We start from the raw sequence: 20,866 nt of genomic DNA, 5'->3' as shown, positions 1-20,866 counted from the left end.
TTTCGTTCCTTAGCCTTCAGTTAGAGCGCTTCTGCGCCCGCGATAATTTCGATGAGTTCGGTGGTGATCGCCGCCTGACGCTGGCGGTTGTAGACAATGGTCAGCTTGCTGATCAGGTCGCCCGCGTTGCGCGTGGCGTTGTCCATCGCGGTCATCGAGGCGCCCTGTTCGGAAGCCTCGCGTTCCAGCAGCGCGCCGAACAGCTGGGTGCGCACATAACGCGGCAGCAGCTCTTCAAGGATTTCCTCTTCGCTCGGCTCGTATTCGACAACCGAGTCCGCTTCGACCGCAGTGGACGGGGCGGGGACGGGGATCAGCTGATTGATTGTCGGATCCTGCGCCAGCGCCGATTTGAAGGTCGGGTAGACGAGGTGGGCGACATCGAACTGGCCCGCGTCGAACATCGCGATCAATTCGTTGGCAATCGCTTCGGCTTCGGCAAAACCGGGGGTCTTGACCGTGCTGGTGTCAAAGCCCGCGCCGATCAGGGTCGGAAATTCACGCTTCAGCGGAGCGCGACCCTTCTTGCCGACAAGGTAGAATTCGACCGTCTTGCCAGCCGCGATCAATTCCTTGGCCTTGATCTTGGCTGCCTTGACCAGGTTCGAGTTCAGACCGCCGCACAGGCCCTTGTCGGTGTTCACCACAACCAGCAGGTGGCGCTGATCCGATCCGGTGCCAGCCAGCAGCTTGGGAGCGCTATCGCCCGCAACCTTGCCCGCCAGCGATGCCATCACCGCAGCAAGCCGTGTGGCATAGGGCCGGCCAGCTTCGGCCGCAGCCTGGGCACGGCGCAGCTTGGCGGCTGCAACCATCTGCTTGGCCTTGGTGATCTTCTGGGTCGATTTGACCGAGTTGATCCGACCTTTCAGTTCCTTGAGTGAGGGCACTGGGCGGTGTCCTTACGCGAACTGCTTGGCGAAAGCTTGCAGCGCGGCCTTGGCCTTGTCGGCGACCTCGCCTTCGAACTTCTTGCTGGTGCGGATTTCGGTCACCACATCAGCGTGTTCACGGCGCATGTAATCGAGCATCTGCGTTTCGTATTCGCCCACGCGGTTCACCGGGATGTTATCCAGGAAACCGTTGGTGCCGGCATAGATCGACAGGGTCTGCTCTTCGAACGGCATGGGCGAGAACTGCTTCTGCTTCAGCAACTCGGTCAGGCGTGCGCCGCGGTTGAGCAGCTTCTGGGTCGAGGCATCGAGGTCGGAACCGAACTGCGCGAAGGCCGCCATTTCGCGGTACTGCGCAAGGTCGAGCTTCATCGAGCCCGAAACCTTCTTCATCGCCTTGGTCTGGGCGGCACCGCCCACACGCGACACCGACAGACCGACGTTGATCGCCGGGCGGATGCCCTGGAAGAACAGGCCGGTTTCGAGGAAGATCTGACCATCGGTGATCGAGATCACGTTGGTCGGAATGTAGGCGGACACGTCACCGGCCTGCGTTTCGATGATCGGCAGCGCGGTGAGCGAGCCCGAGCCATTGTCGCTGTTCATCTTGGCGGCACGCTCGAGCAGACGGCTGTGCAGGTAGAACACATCGCCCGGATAGGCTTCACGGCCCGGAGGACGACGCAGCAGCAGCGACATCTGGCGGTAAGCTACGGCCTGCTTGGAAAGGTCATCGTAAACGATCACGGCGTGCATCCCGTTATCGCGGAAATATTCGCCCATCGCGCAGCCGGTATAGGGCGCGAGGTATTGCAGCGGGGCAGGTTCCGAAGCGGTCGCTGCGATCACGATGGAATATTCCATCGCGCCGTTTTCTTCGAGCTGCTTGACGATCTGCGCCACAGTGGAACGCTTCTGGCCGACGGCGACATACACGCAGTAAAGCTTCTTGCCTTCATCGTCGCCCGCGTTGGCTTCTTTCTGGTTGATGAAGGTGTCGATCGCGACAGCGGTCTTGCCGGTCTGGCGGTCACCGATGATCAGCTCGCGCTGACCGCGGCCCACGGGCACCAGCGCGTCAATTGCCTTGAGGCCGGTCTGCACCGGCTCGGACACGGATTCGCGCGGGATGATGCCGGGTGCCTTCACTTCGACGCGGCTGCGCTTTTCAGCGACGATCGGGCCCTTGCCGTCGATCGGGTTGCCGAGCGCATCGACCACGCGGCCCAGCAGACCCTTGCCGACGGGAACGTCCACAATGGTGCCGGTGCGCTTGACCACGTCACCTTCCTTGATCTCGGAGTCCGAGCCGAAGATCACGACGCCGACGTTGTCGGCTTCAAGGTTGAGGGCCATGCCCTGCACGCCATTGGCGAATTCGACCATTTCACCGGCCTGCACCTTGTCGAGGCCGTGGATACGGGCGATCCCGTCACCCACGTTCAGCACGGTGCCGGTTTCGCTGACTTCAGCTTCGGTGCCGAAATTGGCGATCTGGTCCTTGATGACCTTCGAGATTTCTGCGGCGCGGATTTCCATGTTTATGTCCTTCAGGCCTTCATGGCTTGGGCAAGCGAGTTGAGACGGGTGCGGATCGAGGCATCAATGCGCTGCGATCCGATGGTGACGACAAGGCCGCCGAGCAGGTCGGGGTCGACTGCGGCGGTGAGCATGACAGTGCGGCCTTCGCGCGCTGTCAGCTTGGTTTTCAGGGCAGCAACCTGATCAGCGCTGAGCGGGTGGGCGCTGGTGACAGTGGCGGTTACCTCACCGCGCTGGGCTGCGGCAATCGCGCGGAACGCGCTGATGATCGCGGGCAGTTTGCCAAGGCGGCGGTTGGCAGCGAGCACGCCGAGGAAATTGGTGGTCAGCACGCTGAGCTTCAACTTCTTCGCTACCGCCGCCATCGCATTGCCCTGCACATCGCGGGCGAGTTCGGGATTGGTGGTGAGTGCAGAAAGTTCGCCCGATTCGGCCAGCGCCGCGCCGAGCGTTGCCAGATCGCTTTCGACAGCGGTCACAGCGCCGCTCTCGCTCGCGAGATCGAACAGAGCCGAGGCATAGCGCCCAGCCAGGCTAGCCTTGATACCGGCGGAAATATCCACGCGCTTGCAGTCCTCTCGGAAGCTAAGAAGGGTAATGCTTGGGCCTTGGGTATGGGGGATGCACAAAGGCACCGCCTCAAGGTTGGCGCGCGCCTAGCAATTGATTCCCGATGGTGCAAGCCGCAGGGGCAGGATTTGTGCAGGTGCGAAGGTCGCCAGCCTTGCCGAAGGCTTCATTTTGGTGGCCGGGGCTGTCGGTCGATCAGGGCTGACCGGCAGATTGCCTCACATCGCGCATTTCCGCTTCGCATGGTGTGGGCGCGCTGCATGGCTTGGCGATATCCATTTTCCCATAGGCCAGCTTGACGAAATGTTCGAGCCGGCTCGATGATTCATTGGGCCGCATGGCATAGAGGCCTTTCAGATACGCCATATCGAGCGCGGTCATGCGCATGGGCGCGGCAGAAGGTTCGGCATCGAACAGGTTGAGGATAGAAAGGGCCCCTTCCTGTTCGATGTCGACAGTTGGTTGGGGCATGCCGAGAATGCGCAAGGTCGCGAAGTCTGAAAGCTGGTCGAGGTGGACGCCATTGAGCCGGTCAACATCGAACACCATTGTGGTGAAGACCTTTTCGACGCTGTAATTGATTTCGAAACTTGAAGGACGGGTAAGTTGAAGCTCCCGCGCTGCGCCGCCGGCATTGGCAAAGGCACCTTCAAGCAAATTGCCAACCACGACGCCCGACGCTCCGCCGTTGCGGCCGAGCGGCCCTTGCGTAGCAAAACGCGACCACACGATTGCGGCATCGCCGCGGCTTTGCGCGGCCCTGATTGCGCGGCTGGCGAATATGTCGAAAAAATCCGGGTGAGACTTTCTCATCCCTTCGATCAGCAGGTCCTGATCATCGGTCACGATCAGCACGGCATTGGCATCACACCCTTCGTCCGCTACCTCAACGCCCACGGCAATGGCATTGCTGCGGATGCGTTCGGAAACGTAAGCGCCCATCCGTTCGCCCATGCCGACGACCACCGGGCACAGCGGCGCCTGATAGCGCGACAGAGGCCTGCCATAGCCACGCCCGCGCATAGCCACATCCCTTACCGCATCGCGCAGTTCATCGATCTCCAGTTCCTGCTCGCCCTGCACGATGATCGTGGGTTCCTCGTCGGCTTCATCGGTGCCGGCCGGGCTGGTCTGGGCATTGGCGGCTGCGAAAGGGAGCATGGATGCCAGCATCACTGCGGCAATGATCGCGCCGCGCCTGAATGTTGCCACACCGCTTGCTGCGACCCGTTGCATCCCACTGCTCCTGATAGCGAAGAACTCTCTGTTCTTGCAGCAAAAGATGCATAAATGATGCTGAACGCAGGATTAAGGGGCGGCACTGGCCGCTCTGGCCGTGCAAGAATAGACCAGCCGTTCATTCGGCCGTTCGGGCAGCAAGGCAATCAGCGCCGATTGCTGTTCGCCGACTGTGCGGGCGGCATCGCTGACCCCGCAGGCCGGCGGGGTATAAGCGGCGCGGGCAGAACGTGCGGCTGCCAGCGCCTGCTGCCCCAATAAATAGCGATCGGTTCGCAGGGTGCGCGTTTCCGGATCGTAGGTGTTCACCGCAATCGCATCATCTTCCTGCGCGGCAAAGACACGCCGCCATTCGCCCCCTTGTCCGAGCCCGTATTGGGTGCGCTCGTTCACGCAGCCATCGGCTGACCAATCAAACGCCACATCATCGGTACGGGCCGACGTCACGCGGCTGCGATCGGGCACCAGAGTGCAGATCAGCGAACCTTCCGCCGCGAGCGAGGGTTGGGTGGCCGAGCCGGGCGCGGGCCCGCCCTCCGCCTCGGCCACAGCCGCTTCGACGCGGTCTTCGATCTCGGTGAGGCCGGGGCGGGTGACCCACAGCAGTCCCGCCGCGATCAGCGCTGCGCCTGCCACAGCGCCCGCGATTCCCGCGTGTTTGCGCCTTGCACTATCCTTGCTCCACACCATCGCGGCATAGCCTGCGCCGATCGCCGCCAGCAGGGCGATCAGGGCAAGCGCCATGCGGTCTTCCCGCGCGGCGAGCACTTCCATCTGCGCGGTCAGCCGTGCCGTTTCGCGCACTTCGCGCATGGTTTCGGCCCGCTGCGCCAGGCGTTCGCGCGCCCGCGACTGGTCGGCTTCAAGCCGTTGGCGTTCCTCGGCATTCAGGTCTTCGATTGAGCGGCAGGGGAGCGCATTGGTCACCGGCTCCACCCCGTTATCCCGCAGGAACGGCAGCAATTCGCGCAAGGATACCGCGAAGTAGAATTCCCCGTCCCCGCTCGCCGAATCCGCGCTGAAACTGTTGACCCCGATCACCCGACCGCACGGATCGAGCAGCGGCCCGCCCGAATTGCCGCGGGCGATCGGCGCGGTGTGGAGGATCGTGTCGAACTGGCGCGCAGGGCGCTCACCCGAAAGGAACCCGCGGCTTTTTACCGGCGGCTGGGCGCGGAATATATCAGCCATATCAAGGCCCTGTGCCAGATCGACATTCATCGGATAGCCGACTGCCGTCACCTCGCCCAGATTACCTCCGGCGCTGGCCGCCAATGCCAGCTGGGGCAGGCGCAGGCTGCCCTTGGCGATTTCGAGCAGCGCCAAGTCGTTGCGCGGGGATACCGCGATCACCCGTGCAAAAGCCCCGCCTTCGCCTTCGGACGGCACGATGCCGACGCGCAGGGTATCATCCTGCATTGCTTCCGCCACGACATGGGCGTTGGTGACGATCCGCGTGGGGCTGACCGCAAAGCCGGTGCCGTGGCTGACCGGCGCGGGTTCGCCCCTGTCCTCTCCGATGATGATAACCCGCACCACGCCGCGCGCTGCCGCATCGACATCGGCGGGATCGGCCAGCGCGGGGGCGGCCAGCAGGGTCAACAGCAGGGCGAACAGGAGGCGAAGGCAGTTCATGGCGCGGCTTATACCGCTTTTTGCACCCCGCGCGACATTGAACGCAAGGGTAGGGGGTGCGGCCTCGCACGGCCTGCCGCAAAAGGGGGGCGAGAAATCATTCCAGTTCTAGGAGCCTGCCATGACTTACCGAATTTGCGGCCTTGACCCAGCAGTATTTGCCCCACTTTTTTCGGCGAGTGAGGGCGAACTGGACGCCAATCTTGCACGGCGCGAAGTGGCTGACGCGGCGGGGTATTACCCGTGCCGCGTTAGTCTCGAAGACGCTGCGCCGGGCGAGGCGCTGGTGCTGGCCCATTTTACCAACCACGACGTGCCCCTCCCTATCGCCACGCCTTTGCGATCTACGTGCGCGAGGCAGCAGATGCCGCCGCCGAGTATGTCGATGCGCTCCCCCCGATCCTGCGCCGCCGTCCGATTGCGCTGCGGGGCTATGACGCGAACGGCAATCTTCACCGCGCTGCGCTGGCGCTGGCGGACGATGCCGATACGCAGGTGCGGGCATTGCTTGATGATCCCGCGGTGACCTATATTGATGCGCACAACGCGATGCATGGCTGTTTTGCTGCGCGGATCGAGCGCCACGATGCAGCCAGTGCGGAGGAATGTTTCACGTGAAACATTTTGAGAACATTTCTGACGATGATCGCTGGCAATCGGTGCTGGCCAAGGACCGGCGGTTCGACGGCGCGTTCGTTACCGGCGTGCATTCAACTGGCATCTATTGCCGCCCTTCCTGCCCGGCGAGGGCGCCCTTGCGCAAGAATGTGCGGTTCTACGCCACGCCTGCGGATGCCGTAGCGGCTGGTCTAAGGCCTTGTAAACGCTGTTCTCCTGACGCGCAGAGCGCCGAGGAGGCCTGCGTGCTTGCCGCCATCGCCGCGATCCGCGAAGGCGGCGCCATGACGCTGGAGGCGCTGGCCGACCTGACCGGATACACCCCCACCCATTTCCAGCGATTGTTCAAACGCAGCGTCGGATTGTCACCCGCCGCCTTTGCCAGAGCATTGCGCGATGAGCGGGTGCGCGAGGCGCTGTCGGGGGGTCTAACCGTCACCAAGGCCCTGTCTGGCGCGGGCTACGCGGGGTCTAAACAGTTCTACGCAGAGACGAAAGGCAGACTGGGCATGGCGCCAAGTGAATGGAGCAAGGGCGGCGCGGGCCGTGTGGTTCATTGGGCGGTGTTGGAAACATCGCTGGGGCCGATGCTGGTGGCGGCGACCGACAAGGGCGTGTGCTGTCTGGCATTCGGAGAGGGCGAGGCGGAATTGCGCGCCCGTTTCCCCCGCGCTGAACTGGTCGCAGCGGGGGAGGATTTCCGCGATCTGTTTGCTGCTGTGCTGGCGGCGGTCGAACAGCCTGGCGCGAATATTTCGGGCAGCGCCGCGATCCCGCTCGATGTGAAGGGCACCGCCTTCCAGCAGCGCGTCTGGGAAGAACTGCGCCGCATCCCCCACGGCGAAACGCGCAGCTATGGCGAGCTGGCAGCAGCCCTCGGCAACCCCAAAGCCAGCCGCGCAGTGGGCGGAGCGAACGGCGCGAACAATGTCGCGGTGCTGATCCCCTGCCACCGCGTCATCGCCAGCGAGGGGACGCTGGGGGGCTATGCCTACGGGCTGGACATCAAGGCGGAGTTGCTGCGGCGGGAGGGGGTTTGGAGGGATTGGCCAGATGCCGGGACTGCCCTACAAACCAATGAATGATTGATACTCCGTCCGAACCACCGGCTGTTCAGGAACATATTATCGAGCAGAAGCTGCTTGAGTGCGGCCTCAAAGCCGGTGGTTTCTCGGTAAAATACGAGGATTATCTCCAGAGCATCGAGATAATCATCACCCCTGAAGCCGGGGCCACGCCCGAACACTTCGGCTGCATCCACGAAGCAGCATTTCCCGAAGTTGTGTCCTTTGCCGATGCCGAAATGTATCGGCGCTACATGGCTTATGTCGACGCGCTGTTTCGGCCGCAGATGCTCGCCGATGCCGAAGCCGAACTGAAGAAGCGCGGCTTGTGGGACAATTTTCCGGCCCGCGATGGCTATCCCACCCTGGCGGATTATGCCCGCGCGCTGGAGGCCCATGCGGGCTTCGCGCCCGGAACGATGCTGCGGGCTGAAGACAGCGAGCGCGTGGCCTTCGATCCGTATGACAATCAGCAGTTTGCCGCCATAGATTTTGAACGTGTGGGGGCGCTGCTTGCGGTGCTGGTATTTGCCTCGGCACGTAACGGCTTCTCGATGGGCTTCATCGGCAACGATAAAGTGCGCGAATAGCGCAGCCAAGCCCCGGATCAAGTCCGGGGCGACGTGGACGGGAAGCTTTGCCTACCTCCCTCATGGCGGCGCTATTGCCCGTATCTGTCCAGCACGCGGCACGAGGTGTAGCTTTTGCCCTCCAGTCCGTTGGGCGCAACATTGGTGCATTTGACGCTGCTGCCCCAGCGTTCTGCCGATCGCGCTGCCATGCTTTCCATTTCGCTGCGCCGTTCGGCCTGCACGCGTCCGGCCCAGGCCTGGGCATCACGCGCGTTGAATTTCATCACTCGCAGCCGTCGCTGATATTCCTCGGTCACCAGCCGTGTGGCGGGCGGATTGTATTGCCAGAACGGATCGGTGATCATTGCCACGATGGCCGCATCGCTCAAGGCCTGCACGCCCAGTTTCCCGATTTCCACCACCAACTCGCCCAGATATTCGCCTTCGGGGATGGGATCGCCCATCCGGCCTTTGCCGCCCGGGTGACGATCGACGATGTAATCCGCGATCAGGCGCGGGTTGCGGTTGGCGGCCATGTGCTGGCGCAGGAAGGGGACGTTGATCTCGCCGCCCTGTTCATGGGCCTGCTGGCGTTCGGCGGCGATCCGGCGATCTTCGCGCTCGATCGTCAGTTCTTCGCACATTACGGCCAGATCGAAGACGTAATCCTCGGCGGCGGACTCGGTTTTCCCCGCCGTCAGCGTGTCGAATTGTTGCTGGGCCCATTTCGCGGCGATTTCGCGCGAGACGCCGTGTTTGCGCTCCAGTTCTAGAAATTCCTCGAACAGCACGGCGCTGCTGAACCGCAGGGGTTCGCCGTTGTCTTCTGAAAACTTCATGGCGCTGGCGCATTCCAGCGTGGTGTTGGCCAGATCCTGCGGTGAAATCTCGTCGCTATTGGCGGCACCAGCAGGATAAGCTGCGCCCACCAACAGGGCTGCGGCCACAGGCACGGCGCTGCGCCAACCGCGCATCAGATCAAAGCTGTGCATCGCAATCGCGGGCGCGCTGGATCACTTTCTGCATGGTTTCAGCTGCACCCATGACCCGTTCACGCTTCTTGTACTTGGCGCGCGCTTCCGCATCATAGCGGGCCGGGTCGATTTGCAGTTTGACGGCGGTGGCGGCCTTGGCCTGATCCCAAGTCGATGAAGGATTGTTCAGGCTCACACCATTGCCTTCGGCGATCCGCACGACATAGGCGCATTCGGATACCATCTGCATGATCTTCTGTTCTTCCTTGCCGGCGGCGTGACTAGCCGATGGCACTGCGATGCAGAGGCTGGCAGAGATGGCGGTGAACAGAATGGAACGGATCATGGCAATGCCCCCGGAACGTGAATAATTCCGTGGGTCTATCGCGTTTCCGGGCGCTTGTGCGTGACAAGTGCTGTTAGGTTTGCTGCCTCAGTTTTCGGGGTCGCCGCCGGGCGCAAAGGGTTCCGGTGCAGGGCCTTCGCTTTCGGGCGTCTGGCCCACGCCGCTTCCTTCACCGGTTTCCGGCATCACGATCGGATCGGATACTGTGCCATCGCGATCGCCCGAAGGGTTGAACAGGATCGTGACCAGAATAACGGCGAAAACCGCGATCAGGGCCACCCAGAACCATTTGGGGCGGGTCTGCTGCGGCGGGGTGGGATTGGCTGGCATGACGAAGGCTCCTTCGGCTGGTTACGGCAACGGACAAGCATCAGGCCTGCCCGTCTGCGTCTGGGCAGCGAAAGCTAACCCGGCCGCGCGGTGTTCCGTGATCCGAGACTGACCGCGCCGCTGGTGCGACGGGCCGTGGTTCACGCCAGCGCTTCACCCTCGTCATTGCGAGCCGAAGGCGCGGCAATCCATGACCTGAAGTGTCCGCATTGCGGCATGGCCCGGTCATGGATTGCATCGTCGCTGCGCTCCTCGCAATGACGCAGAATGCCTCAATCCAGCTTGGGCGGCATCCCCGGTTCGCACTTGGCCATAGCCGCCTGATAGGCGGGCCGTTCGCCGATGCGCTTCAGATAGGCTTGCAGGTTGGGCATCCCGTCGATCCCCATGCCGCTCATCGCGCGGCTGGTGGTGAGCTGGAAACCCATCATGATGTCGGCAGTGGTCAGTTGCGATCCGCCGAAATACTCCGCCTCGCCCAGCCGTTTCTCGACAATGGCCCAGCCTTTCTGCACCCGGTCTGCCACGAAGGGCGGCAGTTCCTTTGCGCCCATGAACTGCGCCACCAGCGCCATCATGCCGTTGGTCATGAAGGTGGCATTGGCCCAGTGATAATAGAACAGGTGATCGGTGTAATCGCGGTGGCCGGGGTGCGGCATCAGCGGGGTGCCGGGGGCATATTTGGCGATGATGTAATCCATGATCGCGCCGCTTTCGCCCAGCACAAGATCATCGTCTGTGATCACCGGCGCAATGCCCATCGGGTGCAGCGCCTTGTATTCATCAGGAGCTAGACGATTATCGGCGCGGCGGGTGTAGAGCTTGCATTCGTAATCCAGCGCCAGCTCCTCGGCCAGCCAGACGATGCGTTCGGATTGCGACAGGCGCAGGTGGTGGATGGTCAGCATAATGGGCTCCCTTATTCGGTGGGTTCTTCGGCTCGCGCCCAACCCTTGCGGGCTGGTTCAAGGCTGTCGAGGAATTTTTGGGCGCTTTGCAGATATTCGCCCTGCTTGGCCTCGCCCATCCTGTCCCACGTGGCAAAGATGCGGCCGATGCGGTGGTTGCTTTCCAGCCGCGCCCGGTTCGCGTCCATGAAATGCCAGTAAAGCGGATTGAACGGGCAGGCGCCGTCGCCGGTTTTCTGGCTGACTTTGTACCGGCATTTGCCGCAGTAATCGGACATCTTGTTGATATAATTGCCCGACGCTGCATAGGGCTTGGTCGCCAGCCTGCCGCCATCGGCATAAAGGACCATGCCGGATACGTTCGGCAGTTCGACCCAGTCGAAGGCATCGGCATAGACCGCGAGATACCAGTCCTGCACCGCTTTCGGCTCGATACCCGCGATCAGGCAGAAATTGCCGAGCACCATCAGCCGCTGGATATGGTGCGCGTGGGCATCTTCCCGCGTGGTGCGGACGCAATCGGCAAGGCAGCGCATGTCGGTTTTGCCCGTCCAGAAAAATTCCGGCAGCGGGCGGTGGGCGCCGAGTTCGTTGGCTTCGGCCAGCCCCGGCATCTGGTGCCAGTAGAACCCGCGTACATATTCGCGCCAGCCGATGATCTGGCGGATGAAGCCTTCGACCGAATTCAATGGCGCGCGGCCCTTGCGATATTCGGCCTCGGCGCGCTGGCATAGCTCCAGCGGATCGAGCAGCCCGATATTCAGGCTGGTCGAGAGCATGGAATGATAAAGGTCATCCTGTCCGTGCACCATCGCGTCCTGATAGGGGCCGAATTTTTCCAGCCGCCTGGCAAAGAAGGCATCTGCGGCGTCCAGTGCCTCATCGCGGGTGACGGGCCAGCCGAAAGGTTCAAGATCGCCGAAGTGATCGGCAAACCGTGTCCCGACGAGGGCGATGACTTCCTGCGTTATCGCATCGGGTTCGAACTTCGGCACTGGTGGCGATTTCATGTCGCCCTTGGGCGGTTCGCGGTTCTCCGCGTCGAGGTTCCACTGGTCGCCTTCCGGCCCCATTTTCCCTTGGCCGTCATCGCGCATCAACAGCCCGGTCTTGCGGCGCATTTCGCGGTAAAAATACTCCATCGTCAGATGCTTGCGGTCTTCCGCGAAGGCACGGAAGTCGGCGTGGGTGGCGATGAAGCGGGTGTCGGGCAGGATGCTGACCGGGCAGGGCAGGCGGTCTTCCCATTCCGCAATCGCTTGGCTTACGCGCCATTCGCTCGCCTCGGTGATGCGCACTTCGCTGGCGTCATGACGCGCCACTGCGCGGGCGACTTCGCCGGTGAAGCTGCCGGTGTTGCCGGGATCATCCAGCGCCACGTAATCGACCTGCCAGCCATCGGCGCGCAGTTCTTCCGCGAAGTGGCGCATGGCCGAAAAGATCAGCACGATCTTCTGCTTGTGGTGCTTCACATAGGTCGCCTCGTCCCACACCTCCATCATCAGGATGGTGGCATCGGAGGGCGTCAGGCCATCAAGACTTGAGATGTTGCGCGAGAGCTGGTCGCCGAGAATCGGCACAAGGATCGGGTTGGTCATGCGGGGGGTAATGCTGCGCGAGGCCTTTAGTTTCGTCATTGCGAGCCGAAGGCGCGGCAATCCATGACCCGCCAGCCGTGATTGGAGCTATGCCCGGTCATGGATTGCCGCGGCGACTGCGTCGCCTTGCAATGACGAGTTACACGAACGAGTAAGGATCAATATCCACGCCGACCCGCACACCGGGCGCGAATTGCACGGCGCCGATCCAGTCGCGCAAGGCAGCTTGCAGGTTGGCGCTTCGCTTGGCGTTGACCAGAAATCGGTAACGATAGCGCCCGCGCAGCAGCGCCAGCGGTGCAGGTGCAGGGCCCAGGATCTGGACATCCGCCAGCCGCGGCCGCGCATCGCCCAGCCGGGCGGCAGCTTGGCGCGCTTCTTTCTCATCCTCTGATGACAGGATGATTGCCGCCCAGCGCCCGAATGGCGGGGCGCCGGCATCGCGCCGCGCATCGGTTTCGGCGGCGTAGAACCCGTCGCGGTCGCCGTTTGCCAGTGCGGCGATCACGGGCGCATCGGGGTGGCGCGTCTGGATCAGCACTTCGCCCGGCTTGGCCCCGCGCCCTGCGCGCCCGGCAACCTGCGCAATCTGGCTGAAGGTGCGCTCGCCCGCCCGCAAGTCTCCGCCTTCAAGCCCGAGATCGGCATCGACCACGCCCACCAGCGTGAGATCGGGGAAGTGGAACCCCTTGGTGACCAGCTGCGTGCCGATGATGATGTCGATCGCCCGGCCTTCCGCCTGCGCAATGAATTCGGCGGCGCGGTCAGGGGTATTGAGGGTGTCTGATGTCGCCACCACCACCCGCGCCTGCGGGAACAGTTCGGCGACTTCGGCTGCGATCCGCTCCACGCCGGGGCCGCAGGCGACCAGACAATCGCTCTCGCCGCATTCGGGGCAGGCATCGGGCACCCGCGTTTCGAATCCGCAATGGTGGCAGGCGAGCCGGGCGGACAGGCGGTGTTCGACCAGCCATGCGCTGCAACTGGGGCATTTGAAACGGTGCCCGCAATTGCGGCACAAAGTCAGCGGGGCATAGCCGCGGCGGTTGAGGAACAGCAGCGATTGTTCGCCCTTGTCCAGCCGGTCACGCAAGGCATCGATCAGCGGCCCGGCAAGCCAGCGCTGGCTGCCGGGCTTTTCTTCCGTGAGGTTGATCAGCCGCACTGTCGGCAGGCTTGCCCCGCCAAACCGGCTGGGCAGATCGAGTTTTTCGTAAACGCCTTGCGTCGCCATGTGCAGGCTTTCCAGCGCCGGGGTGGCGCTGGCGAGGATCACCGGCACGCCTTCGAACCGCGCGCGCATTACCGAGACATCGCGGGCGTTGTATCGCACCCCGTCATCCTGCTTGAAGCTGATTTCGTGCGCTTCATCGACCACGATCAGGCCAAGATTGGCATAGGGCAGGAACAGCGCCGAACGTGCGCCGACCACGACCTGCGCGCTTCCACCGGCAATCGCCCGCCACGCGCGCCGCCGCTCGGTGGATTTCAATGAGGAATGCCACAGCACCGGCGCCGCGCCGAAGCGGGCGGCAAAGCGGCTGAGGAAGTTCTCGGTCAGCGCGATTTCGGGCAGCAGCACCAGGACCTGCTTACCGCTGCGGATCGCTTCGGCCACGGGTTCGAAATAGGTTTCGGTCTTGCCCGATCCGGTCACCCCGTCGAGCAGGAAGGGGGCAAAGCTGCGGGCCTGCACCGCCGCTGTCAGCTTGCCCGCGACCTCGGCCTGAACGGGCGACAAGTCCGGTTGATCGAAATCGGGATCGGCCGGGGGGTAGGGGCGGTCGATATTCACTGTCACCGGCTCGATCAGCCCCGCGCCTGCCATGCCGCGCAGCACGCCCTCGGAAACACCGGCGATTGCCGCCAACTCGCGCATGGTGCCCTGTTCGCCGGTCAGTTTTTCCAGAGCGGTCTTGCGCTGTGCTGTGAGTCGCCCGGAGCCATCCGCGCCCGTCAGCCGGTATTCGGTCATGGTCGCAGGCCCGCCCAGCGCCCCGCCGCTCGCCAGCGCCATGCGCGCCACGCTGGCCAGCGGCGCGCAGTAATAATCCGCTGTCCATTCGATCAGCCGCCGCAGTGGTTCGGGCAGGGGCGGGACAGGCAGCACCTCAAGGATCGGGCGCAGCCGCTCGAAAGCGATTTCATCGCCAGGCAACCGCCCTTCGTCCCACACGATGCCTGTCACCTTGCGCGGGCCAAGCGGCGCGATCACCACACTGCCCGCTGGCGCATTCACCCCATCGGGCAGCCGGTAATCCAGCGGGCCGAGCGCGGCGTTCAAAACTAACAGGCGGATACGGTTCATCTTGCCGCCATATGGGCACTGGCAGTAGGTTGGGGCAAGCATGGAGACCCCGAAAATGACCGCAATTCATCAATCGACCCCGACCCGCCGCGCCCTGCTGGCCGGAGCCGCTGGCGGGGCGGCGCTGATCCTGCTGCCCGGATGCGCCAGCACCGGTGGGTTCAGCATGGTCGAAGCCGTGCGCCGGATGCTGCTGCTGGCATCGGAAAATGCCTTTGCGCGGCTGACTGCGCCGGGCGGCTTCTGGGACGAGCAAGTGGCGCGTGTCGGCCTCAATGAGTTGATGGGTACGCGCGGCGACGTTTTGTCGCGCATCCTCACCTCGGCGCTGGTCAAGGATCGGCTGGAGGAACGCTTTGCCGATTTCGCCATCGAAGCCAGCTTCCGCGCCGCTCCGGTAGTGACCGATGCGATCAGCGTGATCGGGTTTGAAAACGCGATCGATCTGGTGCGCGGCGGGCCGACAGCGGCCAGCAGCTATTTGCGCGCAGAGGTCGGCACCGCGCTGATCGATGCAGTGGTGCCCGAACTGGGCCAAGCCATCCGCGTTTCGCGCGATCCGCTGCTGGGCGAGGCGTTGAGTGCGCTGACCGGTGTCAATGTCGGCGCGGTGGCGCAGCGCATCGGGACCGAGGTGGATAATGCGATCTGGGGCGAAATCGCACGCGAGGAAGCCGCGATCCGCGCCAATCCGCAGGCCACCCGCGATCCGCTGCTGATCGGCACCTTCGGGCTGGGCAGCCGCATCTGACGCCTCAGAAGCGGTAGATCAGTACAGTCTGCGGCACATGGCTGTAGCGCGCCGGGCGGTCGCCGCGGGGAAAGGCGAGGAGCCAGTAATTCGCGCCGATTTCCAGCTTTTCGCTGACCCTGTAGGCCACGCCCGTTTGCGCCCGCCATTGTTCGGTCGAAGCGCCTTCGCCTTCATTGCGTGATTGCAACAGCCCAAGCCATTCCCCGCCGATACTGGCGCGCCAGCCGTTACCCAGCGGCTGATTGTACTGGATGCGCTGGCGCAGGCGCACTTCGACCCTGTCAGCGCCATCGAAAAACCGCTGTTCCAGCCGCGTGCGCGCTTCGATCCGGCCCGATACAAGGGTAACCTGCTGATGCGGGCGAATCTCAGTCGCGCCGCCGGCGTCGAACAGCGCGCCCCCGCCGCCGATGCGCACGCCCTCGGCCACCTGCTGTTCGATGGTTACGCGCAAGGTTTGTTGATCATCCCCCCGTGCGGCCTCGCGCCAGCGCTGCGTGGCATCGACCGTCAGCCGGGTATCCTCGCCAATATCGCCCGTGAGGAAGACGAACTGCCACAATTGCACATCTTCATCGGCCGCGCGTGCTTTCGATGGTTGCCAAGCGGCGGCGAGGGCGGCAAGCAGCATCGCAAAGTGGGTGATGGTTCGGTTCATGTCCCTCCATTACGCCGCGACCCAAACCGCAGCCAATCGCAAAAGCTGGAGCTATCTCATGAAATTCTTCGTCGACACCGCCGAGATCGAACCGATCCGCGAACTGGCCGCCACCGGCCTGCTCGATGGCGTGACCACCAACCCCTCGCTGATCGCCAAATCGGGGCGGGATTTCATGGAAGTGACCCGCGAAATTTGCGGCATCGTCGATGGCCCGGTCTCGGCCGAAGTGGTGGCGCTGGATCACGCGACGATGATGAAAGAGGCCGAAGTGCTGCGCAAGATTGCGGACAATGTCTGCATCAAGGTGCCGCTGACGGTGGACGGGCTGAAGACCTGCAAGGCGCTGACCGGCGAAGGCACGATGGTCAATGTGACCCTGTGCTTTTCGGCCAATCAGGCGCTGCTGGCGGCCAAGGCCGGGGCGAGCTTCATCTCCCCCTTCGTCGGTCGGCATGACGATAACGGCTTTGACGGGATGGACCTGATTGAGGACATCCGCCTGATTTACGACAACTACAATTTCGCCACCGAAATCCTTGTCGCCAGCGTTCGCCACACCACCCACGTGCTGCAAGCCGCCAAGATCGGCGCGGACGTGATGACCGCGCCGCCCAAGGTGATCCACGACTTGTTCAAGCACGTGCTGACCGACAAGGGCATCGAAGGCTTCATGGCCGATTGGGCCAAGACGGGTCAGACGATTCTCAAGTAATGGCTGACCAGTCCCCGCTTGATCTGTTCAAACAGGCGCTGACCGGCGCAAGCCGTGCGATTGCGCGCGATGCCGAGGTGGAGGTGGCGTGGAGCGCCGATGTGCCGGGGGCCGCGGGCAACCGTTTCCGCGTGCCCTTGCCGGGGCGCGATCTGCCAGCCGATCAGGTGACCGAAGCGCGCGGCTTTGCCGATAGCTTTGCGCTCAAACTGCGCCACCACAACGCCGCGCTCCACGCCAAAGCCGCCCCGCCCGAACCCATCGCCCGCGCCTGTTACGACGCGATCGAGCAGGTGCGTTACGAGGCGCTGGGCGCGAACCGCTTCGGCGGAATCAAGGCCAATCTCGACGCGGCGACCGAAATGCGCACGTCAGGCGACAAGATCGTGCGGGCGCAGAACTCCTCCGAAGTGCCCTTGCAAACCGCGCTGGCCCTGCTCGTGCGCGAGGCACTGACGGGAGAAGCCGTGCCTGCCAAGGCGCAGGGCGGGATCGAACTGGTGCGCGATTTCCTCGAAGAGAAAGTCGGCAAGGATTTCGGCGCGCTGGCCGAGAAGCTCTCCGATCAGGAAGCGTTCCAGAAACTCGCGCTCGACATGCTGCGCGAACTCGACCTGACCCGTTCCACCGATGCGCCGGATGAAAGCGACAGCGATTCGCCCGATGACGAAGACGGCCCCGAGGATGAAAGCCAGGGCGAGGACGACAATCAGGGCGAAGGCGATCCGCAGGCCGCCGAAATGGCGGGCGACATGGCCGAGGGCGAAGGCGAGGGCGACGATTCGTCCGATATGTCGTCCGAAAGCGAAATGTCCGAAGGGGAGCCGGGCGAAGAAGGCGATGCCTCCAACGCGCCCGTCCGCCCCAATCGCCCGCAGGCCGACATCCCGCCGAGCGTGGATTACAAGGCCTTCACCACCCGTTTCGACGAGGAAGTCGCTGCGCCCGACCTGTGCGATGCCGAAGAACTCGACCGGCTGCGCGCCTATCTCGATAGCCAGCTGACCGGACTGCAAGGCGTGGTCACGCGCCTCGCCAACCGCTTGCAGCGCCGCTTGATGGCGCAGCAGAACCGCAGCTGGGATTTCGACATGGAGGAAGGCGTGCTCGATGCAGCCCGCCTCGCCCGCGTGATCATCTCGCCCGGCACGGCGCTGTCCTACAAGGTCGAACGCGATGTCGAGTTCAAGGACACGATTGTCACCCTGCTGATCGATAACTCGGGATCAATGCGGGGCCGCCCGATCAGCATCGCGGCGATCAGCGCCGATATTCTGGCGCGCACGCTGGAACGCTGCGGGGTCAAGACTGAAATCCTCGGCTTCACCACCCGCGCATGGAAGGGCGGGCAGGGGCGCGAAGCATGGCTCGCCGATGGCAAGCCGCAGAATCCGGGCCGCCTCAACGATCTGCGCCACATCATCTACAAACAGGCCGACGAGCCGTGGCGCCGCGCGCGTCGCAATCTCGGCCTGATGATGCGCGAAGGTTTGCTGAAGGAGAACATCGACGGCGAGGCGCTGATCTGGGCGCACAGCCGTCTGCTCTACCGCCCCGAAGAACGCCGCATCCTGATGGTCATCAGCGACGGTGCGCCGGTGGACGATTCGACGCTGTCGGTGAACTCGGCTGGGTATCTTGAGGCGCACCTGCGCAGCGTGATCGAATGGATCGAGAAGGTTTCGCCCGTGCAGTTGGTGGCGATCGGGATCGGGCATGACGTGACGCGCTATTATCGCCGCGCGGTGACGATCATGGACGTAGAGCAACTGGGCGGCACGATCATGGAGCAGTTGGCGGAACTGTTCGAGGATGAGAAGGGTACTAAACGCAAATGAACGTCACCGAAGCCGTTACCACCCGCCGCTCAATCCGCAATTATCTCGATAAGCCGGTCGATCTCGAAACGCTCACCCGCGTCATGGACACAGCGCGTTGGGCGGCTTCGGGCTGCAATTACCAGCCGTGGGAAGCCAGCATCCTCACCGGCCAGCCCTTGAAGGACTTGCAGGCTAAGATCATCGCCGACGGCCCGCAGGCCGCCGAGTACGACTGGGCCGCGCCCGGTACGGAAGATACCTACAAGGAACGCCTCAACCGGGTTTCTGCGGGCATGTTCGGCGCGATGGGGATTGCGCGTGATGATGGCGCTGGCCGCATGGCGGCGATGATGCGCAATGCCACCAGCTTCGATGCGCCTGCGGTGATGTTCGTCTATTTCCCGCGCCTGATGAAGGAGCCGCAGTGGTCGGATGTCGGCATGTGGCTGCAAACCGTCGCGCTGTTGCTGCGCGAAGAGGGGCTGGATTCCTGCTGGCAGGAATACATGGCGCTTTATGCCAATACGATCCGCGAGTTCCTTGGCCTCGATCACGAACGCTATATGTTCTTCTGCGGCATGGCGATCGGCTACCGCGATCCGGACGCGCCGCTCAACAATTTCGAGCGCGAGCGTGTGCCTCTCGACGAGCATGTGAAGTTCATCGGGTTCGAGTGACATCCGTCACCCCGGCGCAGGCCGGGGTCGCTGGCCGCATGTGCCGGGCTTGCCGCAAACGATCCCGGCTTGCGCCGGGATGACGGAATAGGGCAAAGGCCCGCCCATGACCGACGTGCCCCTCAAGCTGTTCAACTCGCTCACCCGGCAAACCGAGGTGTTCGCGCCCGTCCACCCTGGCGAGGCGCGCGTCTACACCTGCGGGCCGACGGTCTATAACTACCAGCATATCGGCAATATGCGCGCCTATGTGTTTGCCGACACGCTGGGGCGGACGTTGCAGTGGAAGGGGTATAAGCTCACCCACGTCGTCAACATCACCGATGTCGGCCACCTGACGTCCGACGCCGATGAGGGCGAGGACAAGATGGAGCGCATGGCGCAGCGCGAGGGCAAGAGCGCGTGGGACATTGCGAAGTTCTATCAGGAGGATTTCGAGCGCGATCTGGCGCGGCTGAATGTCCAGCCCAAACAGCACCCGCGCGCGACCGAATATGTCGATGCGATGATCGACTGGGGCAAGTCGATTGCTGACAAGCACTGCTACAAATTGGAGAGCGGGCTCTATTTCGATGTGTCCACCGTCGCCGATTACGGGCGGCTGGCGCGCGCCGTCACCGAGGACGGAGAGGGCCGGATCGAAAGCGTCGAAGGCAAGCGCAACGCGGCCGATTTTGCGATCTGGCGCAAGACTCCGTCGGGCGAGACGCGGCAGATGGAGTGGGATTCGCCGTGGGGCCGGGGCGCGCCGGGCTGGCATCTGGAATGCTCGGTGATGGGCGAGGCGCTCTTGGGCTTCCCGTTCGATATCCACACCGGCGGGATCGACCACCGCGAAATCCACCACCCCAACGAAATTGCGCAGAACCAGGCGTTCTGCTGCACGAACGGGTTGGATGATCCGAAGAATTCTGGCGCGAAGATCTGGATGCACAACAACTTTCTCGTCGAACGGTCGGGGAAGATGTCGAAGTCGTCGGGCGAATTCCTGCGGCTGCAATTGCTGGTCGACCGGGGGTATCACCCGCTTGCCTACCGGCTGATGTGCCTGCAGGCGCATTATCGTTCGGAGCTGGAGTTCTCGTGGGAGGGCCTCGGCGCGGCGCTGACGCGGTTGAAGCGGATGGTGATGGCGGCAGGGTCTTTGGCCGATGTGCCGTCTCAACCCGAGGCCGAGCACCCGAAGTTTGCGCCGGTGCTGGCGAAGTTCGATGCAGCGATGGCCGACGATCTCAATACCCCCATCGCCCTTACCGCGCTGGAGGAGGCACTCGCGGTCAAGAAGGTCGATGCCGGGATCAAGCGCGCGGTGATCGAGGATATGGACGCCGTCCTTGGCCTTGGGCTGTTTGCATTAGCCCGCGCTGATCTTCGCATCCGCCCCAAATCCGCGCGCATCACCGAAGCCGAAATCACCGCCGCGCTCGCCCGCCGCAAGGAAGCGCGCGCTGCCAAGGACTTCGCCGCCTCCGATGCGATCCGCGATGAACTTGCCGCGCAAGGCGTCGAGGTGATGGACGGTGACCCGCTCGGCTGGGAGTGGAAGCTGGGCTGAAAATCCCCCTCCCGCTTGCGGGAGGGGTTAGGGGTGGGCAAGAGGCATAAAACACCGCTGCGGACAGGGCCCCCCCCCCCCCCCCCCCCC

20 protein-coding genes are annotated in these 20,866 nt (G+C 63.4%); 8 read left to right on the top strand and 12 right to left on the bottom strand.

Translation table 11 applies throughout. From position 1 onward, the window contains the following. Positions 1–20 precede the first annotated feature (20 nt). From IP79_RS09515 to IP79_RS09495, 5 genes are all read right to left on the bottom strand, one after another. On the bottom strand, positions 21–890 hold the full coding sequence (locus IP79_RS09515; RefSeq protein WP_054119068.1) for a F0F1 ATP synthase subunit gamma: 870 nt from the start codon (positions 888–890) through the stop codon (positions 21–23). 12 nt (positions 891–902) lie between these two features. After that, positions 903–2,432, bottom strand: coding sequence for a F0F1 ATP synthase subunit alpha (gene atpA / locus IP79_RS09510; protein WP_054119067.1), 1,530 nt, complete (start codon positions 2,430–2,432; stop codon positions 903–905). Between the two features lie 11 nt (positions 2,433–2,443). After that, a complete protein-coding gene (locus IP79_RS09505) occupies positions 2,444–2,998 on the bottom strand; it encodes a F0F1 ATP synthase subunit delta (RefSeq protein WP_054119066.1) in 555 nt (184 codons plus the stop codon). A 202-nt stretch (positions 2,999–3,200) separates the two neighbouring features. Continuing rightward, positions 3,201–4,241, bottom strand: a complete 1,041-nt coding sequence (locus IP79_RS09500; RefSeq protein WP_054119065.1) for a hypothetical protein — start codon at positions 4,239–4,241, stop codon at positions 3,201–3,203. A gap of 72 nt (positions 4,242–4,313) precedes the next feature. Next, entirely contained in the window at positions 4,314–5,879 is a 1,566-nt protein-coding gene (locus IP79_RS09495; RefSeq protein ID WP_054119064.1) for a S1 family peptidase, read from the bottom strand. Between the two features lie 348 nt (positions 5,880–6,227). On the opposite strand from IP79_RS09495, the gene IP79_RS15785 reads away from it, so the two are divergent. Genes IP79_RS15785 through IP79_RS09480 form a run of 3 tightly spaced genes read left to right on the top strand, consistent with a single transcriptional unit; the run spans position 6,228 to position 8,151 of the window. Further along, positions 6,228–6,497 carry a DUF1203 domain-containing protein gene (locus IP79_RS15785; RefSeq protein ID WP_233994160.1) on the top strand — a complete coding sequence of 90 codons (270 nt, stop codon included), beginning with the start codon at positions 6,228–6,230 and terminating at the stop codon, positions 6,495–6,497. Further along, a complete protein-coding gene (gene ada, locus IP79_RS09485; RefSeq protein WP_233994159.1) occupies positions 6,494–7,582 on the top strand; it encodes a bifunctional DNA-binding transcriptional regulator/O6-methylguanine-DNA methyltransferase Ada in 1,089 nt (362 codons plus the stop codon). The genes IP79_RS15785 and ada overlap by 4 nt, the downstream gene beginning before the upstream one ends. Continuing rightward, positions 7,579–8,151, top strand: coding sequence for a hypothetical protein (locus tag IP79_RS09480; protein WP_054119062.1), 573 nt, complete (start codon positions 7,579–7,581; stop codon positions 8,149–8,151). Before ada ends, IP79_RS09480 begins: the two co-directional genes overlap by 4 nt. A gap of 71 nt (positions 8,152–8,222) precedes the next feature. Here the strand turns inward: IP79_RS09480 and IP79_RS09475 are convergent, their stop codons facing one another. The 6 genes from IP79_RS09475 to IP79_RS09450 all read right to left on the bottom strand — a co-directional run bounded on the left by IP79_RS09475 (position 8,223) and on the right by IP79_RS09450 (position 14,597). Beyond that, positions 8,223–9,107, bottom strand: a complete 885-nt coding sequence (locus IP79_RS09475) for a hypothetical protein (protein WP_233994158.1) — start codon at positions 9,105–9,107, stop codon at positions 8,223–8,225. Between the two features lie 4 nt (positions 9,108–9,111). After that, positions 9,112–9,453, bottom strand: coding sequence for a hypothetical protein (locus IP79_RS09470; protein WP_054119060.1), 342 nt, complete (start codon positions 9,451–9,453; stop codon positions 9,112–9,114). A gap of 87 nt (positions 9,454–9,540) precedes the next feature. Further along, entirely contained in the window at positions 9,541–9,783 is a 243-nt protein-coding gene (locus IP79_RS09465; RefSeq protein WP_054119059.1) for a hypothetical protein, read from the bottom strand. A 272-nt stretch (positions 9,784–10,055) separates the two neighbouring features. Then, the gene (locus tag IP79_RS09460; RefSeq protein WP_054119058.1) at positions 10,056–10,691 is read right to left on the bottom strand and encodes a glutathione S-transferase family protein; all 636 of its coding nucleotides are present in this window, start codon (positions 10,689–10,691) and stop codon (positions 10,056–10,058) included. 11 nt (positions 10,692–10,702) lie between these two features. Next, the gene (locus IP79_RS09455; protein WP_233994157.1) at positions 10,703–12,328 is read right to left on the bottom strand and encodes a cryptochrome/photolyase family protein; all 1,626 of its coding nucleotides are present in this window, start codon (positions 12,326–12,328) and stop codon (positions 10,703–10,705) included. A gap of 100 nt (positions 12,329–12,428) precedes the next feature. Next, the gene (locus IP79_RS09450) at positions 12,429–14,597 is read right to left on the bottom strand and encodes a primosomal protein N' (RefSeq protein WP_054119117.1); all 2,169 of its coding nucleotides are present in this window, start codon (positions 14,595–14,597) and stop codon (positions 12,429–12,431) included. Between the two features lie 55 nt (positions 14,598–14,652). Between IP79_RS09450 and IP79_RS09445 the strand changes: the two genes are divergently transcribed. Further along, positions 14,653–15,348 carry a DUF4197 domain-containing protein gene (locus tag IP79_RS09445; RefSeq protein WP_054119116.1) on the top strand — a complete coding sequence of 232 codons (696 nt, stop codon included), beginning with the start codon at positions 14,653–14,655 and terminating at the stop codon, positions 15,346–15,348. 4 nt (positions 15,349–15,352) lie between these two features. On the opposite strand, the gene IP79_RS09440 is transcribed toward IP79_RS09445, so the two are convergent. Beyond that, positions 15,353–16,009, bottom strand: coding sequence for a DUF2490 domain-containing protein (locus tag IP79_RS09440; RefSeq protein WP_054119056.1), 657 nt, complete (start codon positions 16,007–16,009; stop codon positions 15,353–15,355). A gap of 58 nt (positions 16,010–16,067) precedes the next feature. On the opposite strand from IP79_RS09440, the gene fsa reads away from it, so the two are divergent. The 4 genes from fsa to cysS all read left to right on the top strand — a co-directional run bounded on the left by fsa (position 16,068) and on the right by cysS (position 20,776). Beyond that, on the top strand, positions 16,068–16,724 hold the full coding sequence (gene fsa / locus IP79_RS09435; protein ID WP_054119115.1) for a fructose-6-phosphate aldolase: 657 nt from the start codon (positions 16,068–16,070) through the stop codon (positions 16,722–16,724). Then, the gene (gene cobT / locus IP79_RS09430; protein ID WP_054119055.1) at positions 16,724–18,562 is read left to right on the top strand and encodes a cobaltochelatase subunit CobT; all 1,839 of its coding nucleotides are present in this window, start codon (positions 16,724–16,726) and stop codon (positions 18,560–18,562) included. The genes fsa and cobT overlap by 1 nt, the downstream gene beginning before the upstream one ends. After that, positions 18,559–19,221 carry a nitroreductase gene (locus IP79_RS09425; RefSeq protein ID WP_054119054.1) on the top strand — a complete coding sequence of 221 codons (663 nt, stop codon included), beginning with the start codon at positions 18,559–18,561 and terminating at the stop codon, positions 19,219–19,221. Before cobT ends, IP79_RS09425 begins: the two co-directional genes overlap by 4 nt. A 106-nt stretch (positions 19,222–19,327) precedes the next feature. Then, positions 19,328–20,776 carry a cysteine--tRNA ligase gene (gene cysS, locus IP79_RS09420; protein ID WP_054119053.1) on the top strand — a complete coding sequence of 483 codons (1,449 nt, stop codon included), beginning with the start codon at positions 19,328–19,330 and terminating at the stop codon, positions 20,774–20,776. Positions 20,777–20,866: the final 90 nt, after the last annotated feature.

The organism is Porphyrobacter sp. AAP60 (genome assembly GCF_001296025.1).
GTDB lineage: Bacteria > Pseudomonadota > Alphaproteobacteria > Sphingomonadales > Sphingomonadaceae > Erythrobacter.
The sequence above is the reverse complement of the archived record's forward strand: the minus strand, read 5'-3'. Positions and strand labels throughout refer to the sequence as shown.

Excerpts from the sequence above, each read along its gene's own strand:
- IP79_RS09455 (WP_233994157.1), bottom strand. The coding sequence starts at position 12,328 with ATGACGAAACTAAAGGCCTCGCGCAGCATTACCCCCCGCATGACCAAC.
- IP79_RS09450 (WP_054119117.1), bottom strand. The coding sequence starts at position 14,597 with ATGAACCGTATCCGCCTGTTAGTTTTGAACGCCGCGCTCGGCCCGCTG.
- IP79_RS09465 (WP_054119059.1), bottom strand. The coding sequence starts at position 9,783 with ATGCCAGCCAATCCCACCCCGCCGCAGCAGACCCGCCCCAAATGGTTC.
- IP79_RS09460 (WP_054119058.1), bottom strand. The coding sequence starts at position 10,691 with ATGCTGACCATCCACCACCTGCGCCTGTCGCAATCCGAACGCATCGTC.
- IP79_RS09445 (WP_054119116.1), top strand. The coding sequence starts at position 14,653 with ATGACCGCAATTCATCAATCGACCCCGACCCGCCGCGCCCTGCTGGCC.
- cysS (WP_054119053.1), top strand. The coding sequence starts at position 19,328 with ATGACCGACGTGCCCCTCAAGCTGTTCAACTCGCTCACCCGGCAAACC.
- cobT (WP_054119055.1), top strand. The coding sequence starts at position 16,724 with ATGGCTGACCAGTCCCCGCTTGATCTGTTCAAACAGGCGCTGACCGGC.
- IP79_RS09480 (WP_054119062.1), top strand. The coding sequence starts at position 7,579 with ATGATTGATACTCCGTCCGAACCACCGGCTGTTCAGGAACATATTATC.
- fsa (WP_054119115.1), top strand. The coding sequence starts at position 16,068 with ATGAAATTCTTCGTCGACACCGCCGAGATCGAACCGATCCGCGAACTG.
- atpA (WP_054119067.1), bottom strand. The coding sequence starts at position 2,432 with ATGGAAATCCGCGCCGCAGAAATCTCGAAGGTCATCAAGGACCAGATC.
- IP79_RS09425 (WP_054119054.1), top strand. The coding sequence starts at position 18,559 with ATGAACGTCACCGAAGCCGTTACCACCCGCCGCTCAATCCGCAATTAT.
- IP79_RS09475 (WP_233994158.1), bottom strand. The coding sequence starts at position 9,107 with ATGCGCGGTTGGCGCAGCGCCGTGCCTGTGGCCGCAGCCCTGTTGGTG.
- IP79_RS09495 (WP_054119064.1), bottom strand. The coding sequence starts at position 5,879 with ATGAACTGCCTTCGCCTCCTGTTCGCCCTGCTGTTGACCCTGCTGGCC.
- IP79_RS09500 (WP_054119065.1), bottom strand. The coding sequence starts at position 4,241 with ATGCAACGGGTCGCAGCAAGCGGTGTGGCAACATTCAGGCGCGGCGCG.
- IP79_RS09440 (WP_054119056.1), bottom strand. The coding sequence starts at position 16,009 with ATGAACCGAACCATCACCCACTTTGCGATGCTGCTTGCCGCCCTCGCC.
- IP79_RS09470 (WP_054119060.1), bottom strand. The coding sequence starts at position 9,453 with ATGATCCGTTCCATTCTGTTCACCGCCATCTCTGCCAGCCTCTGCATC.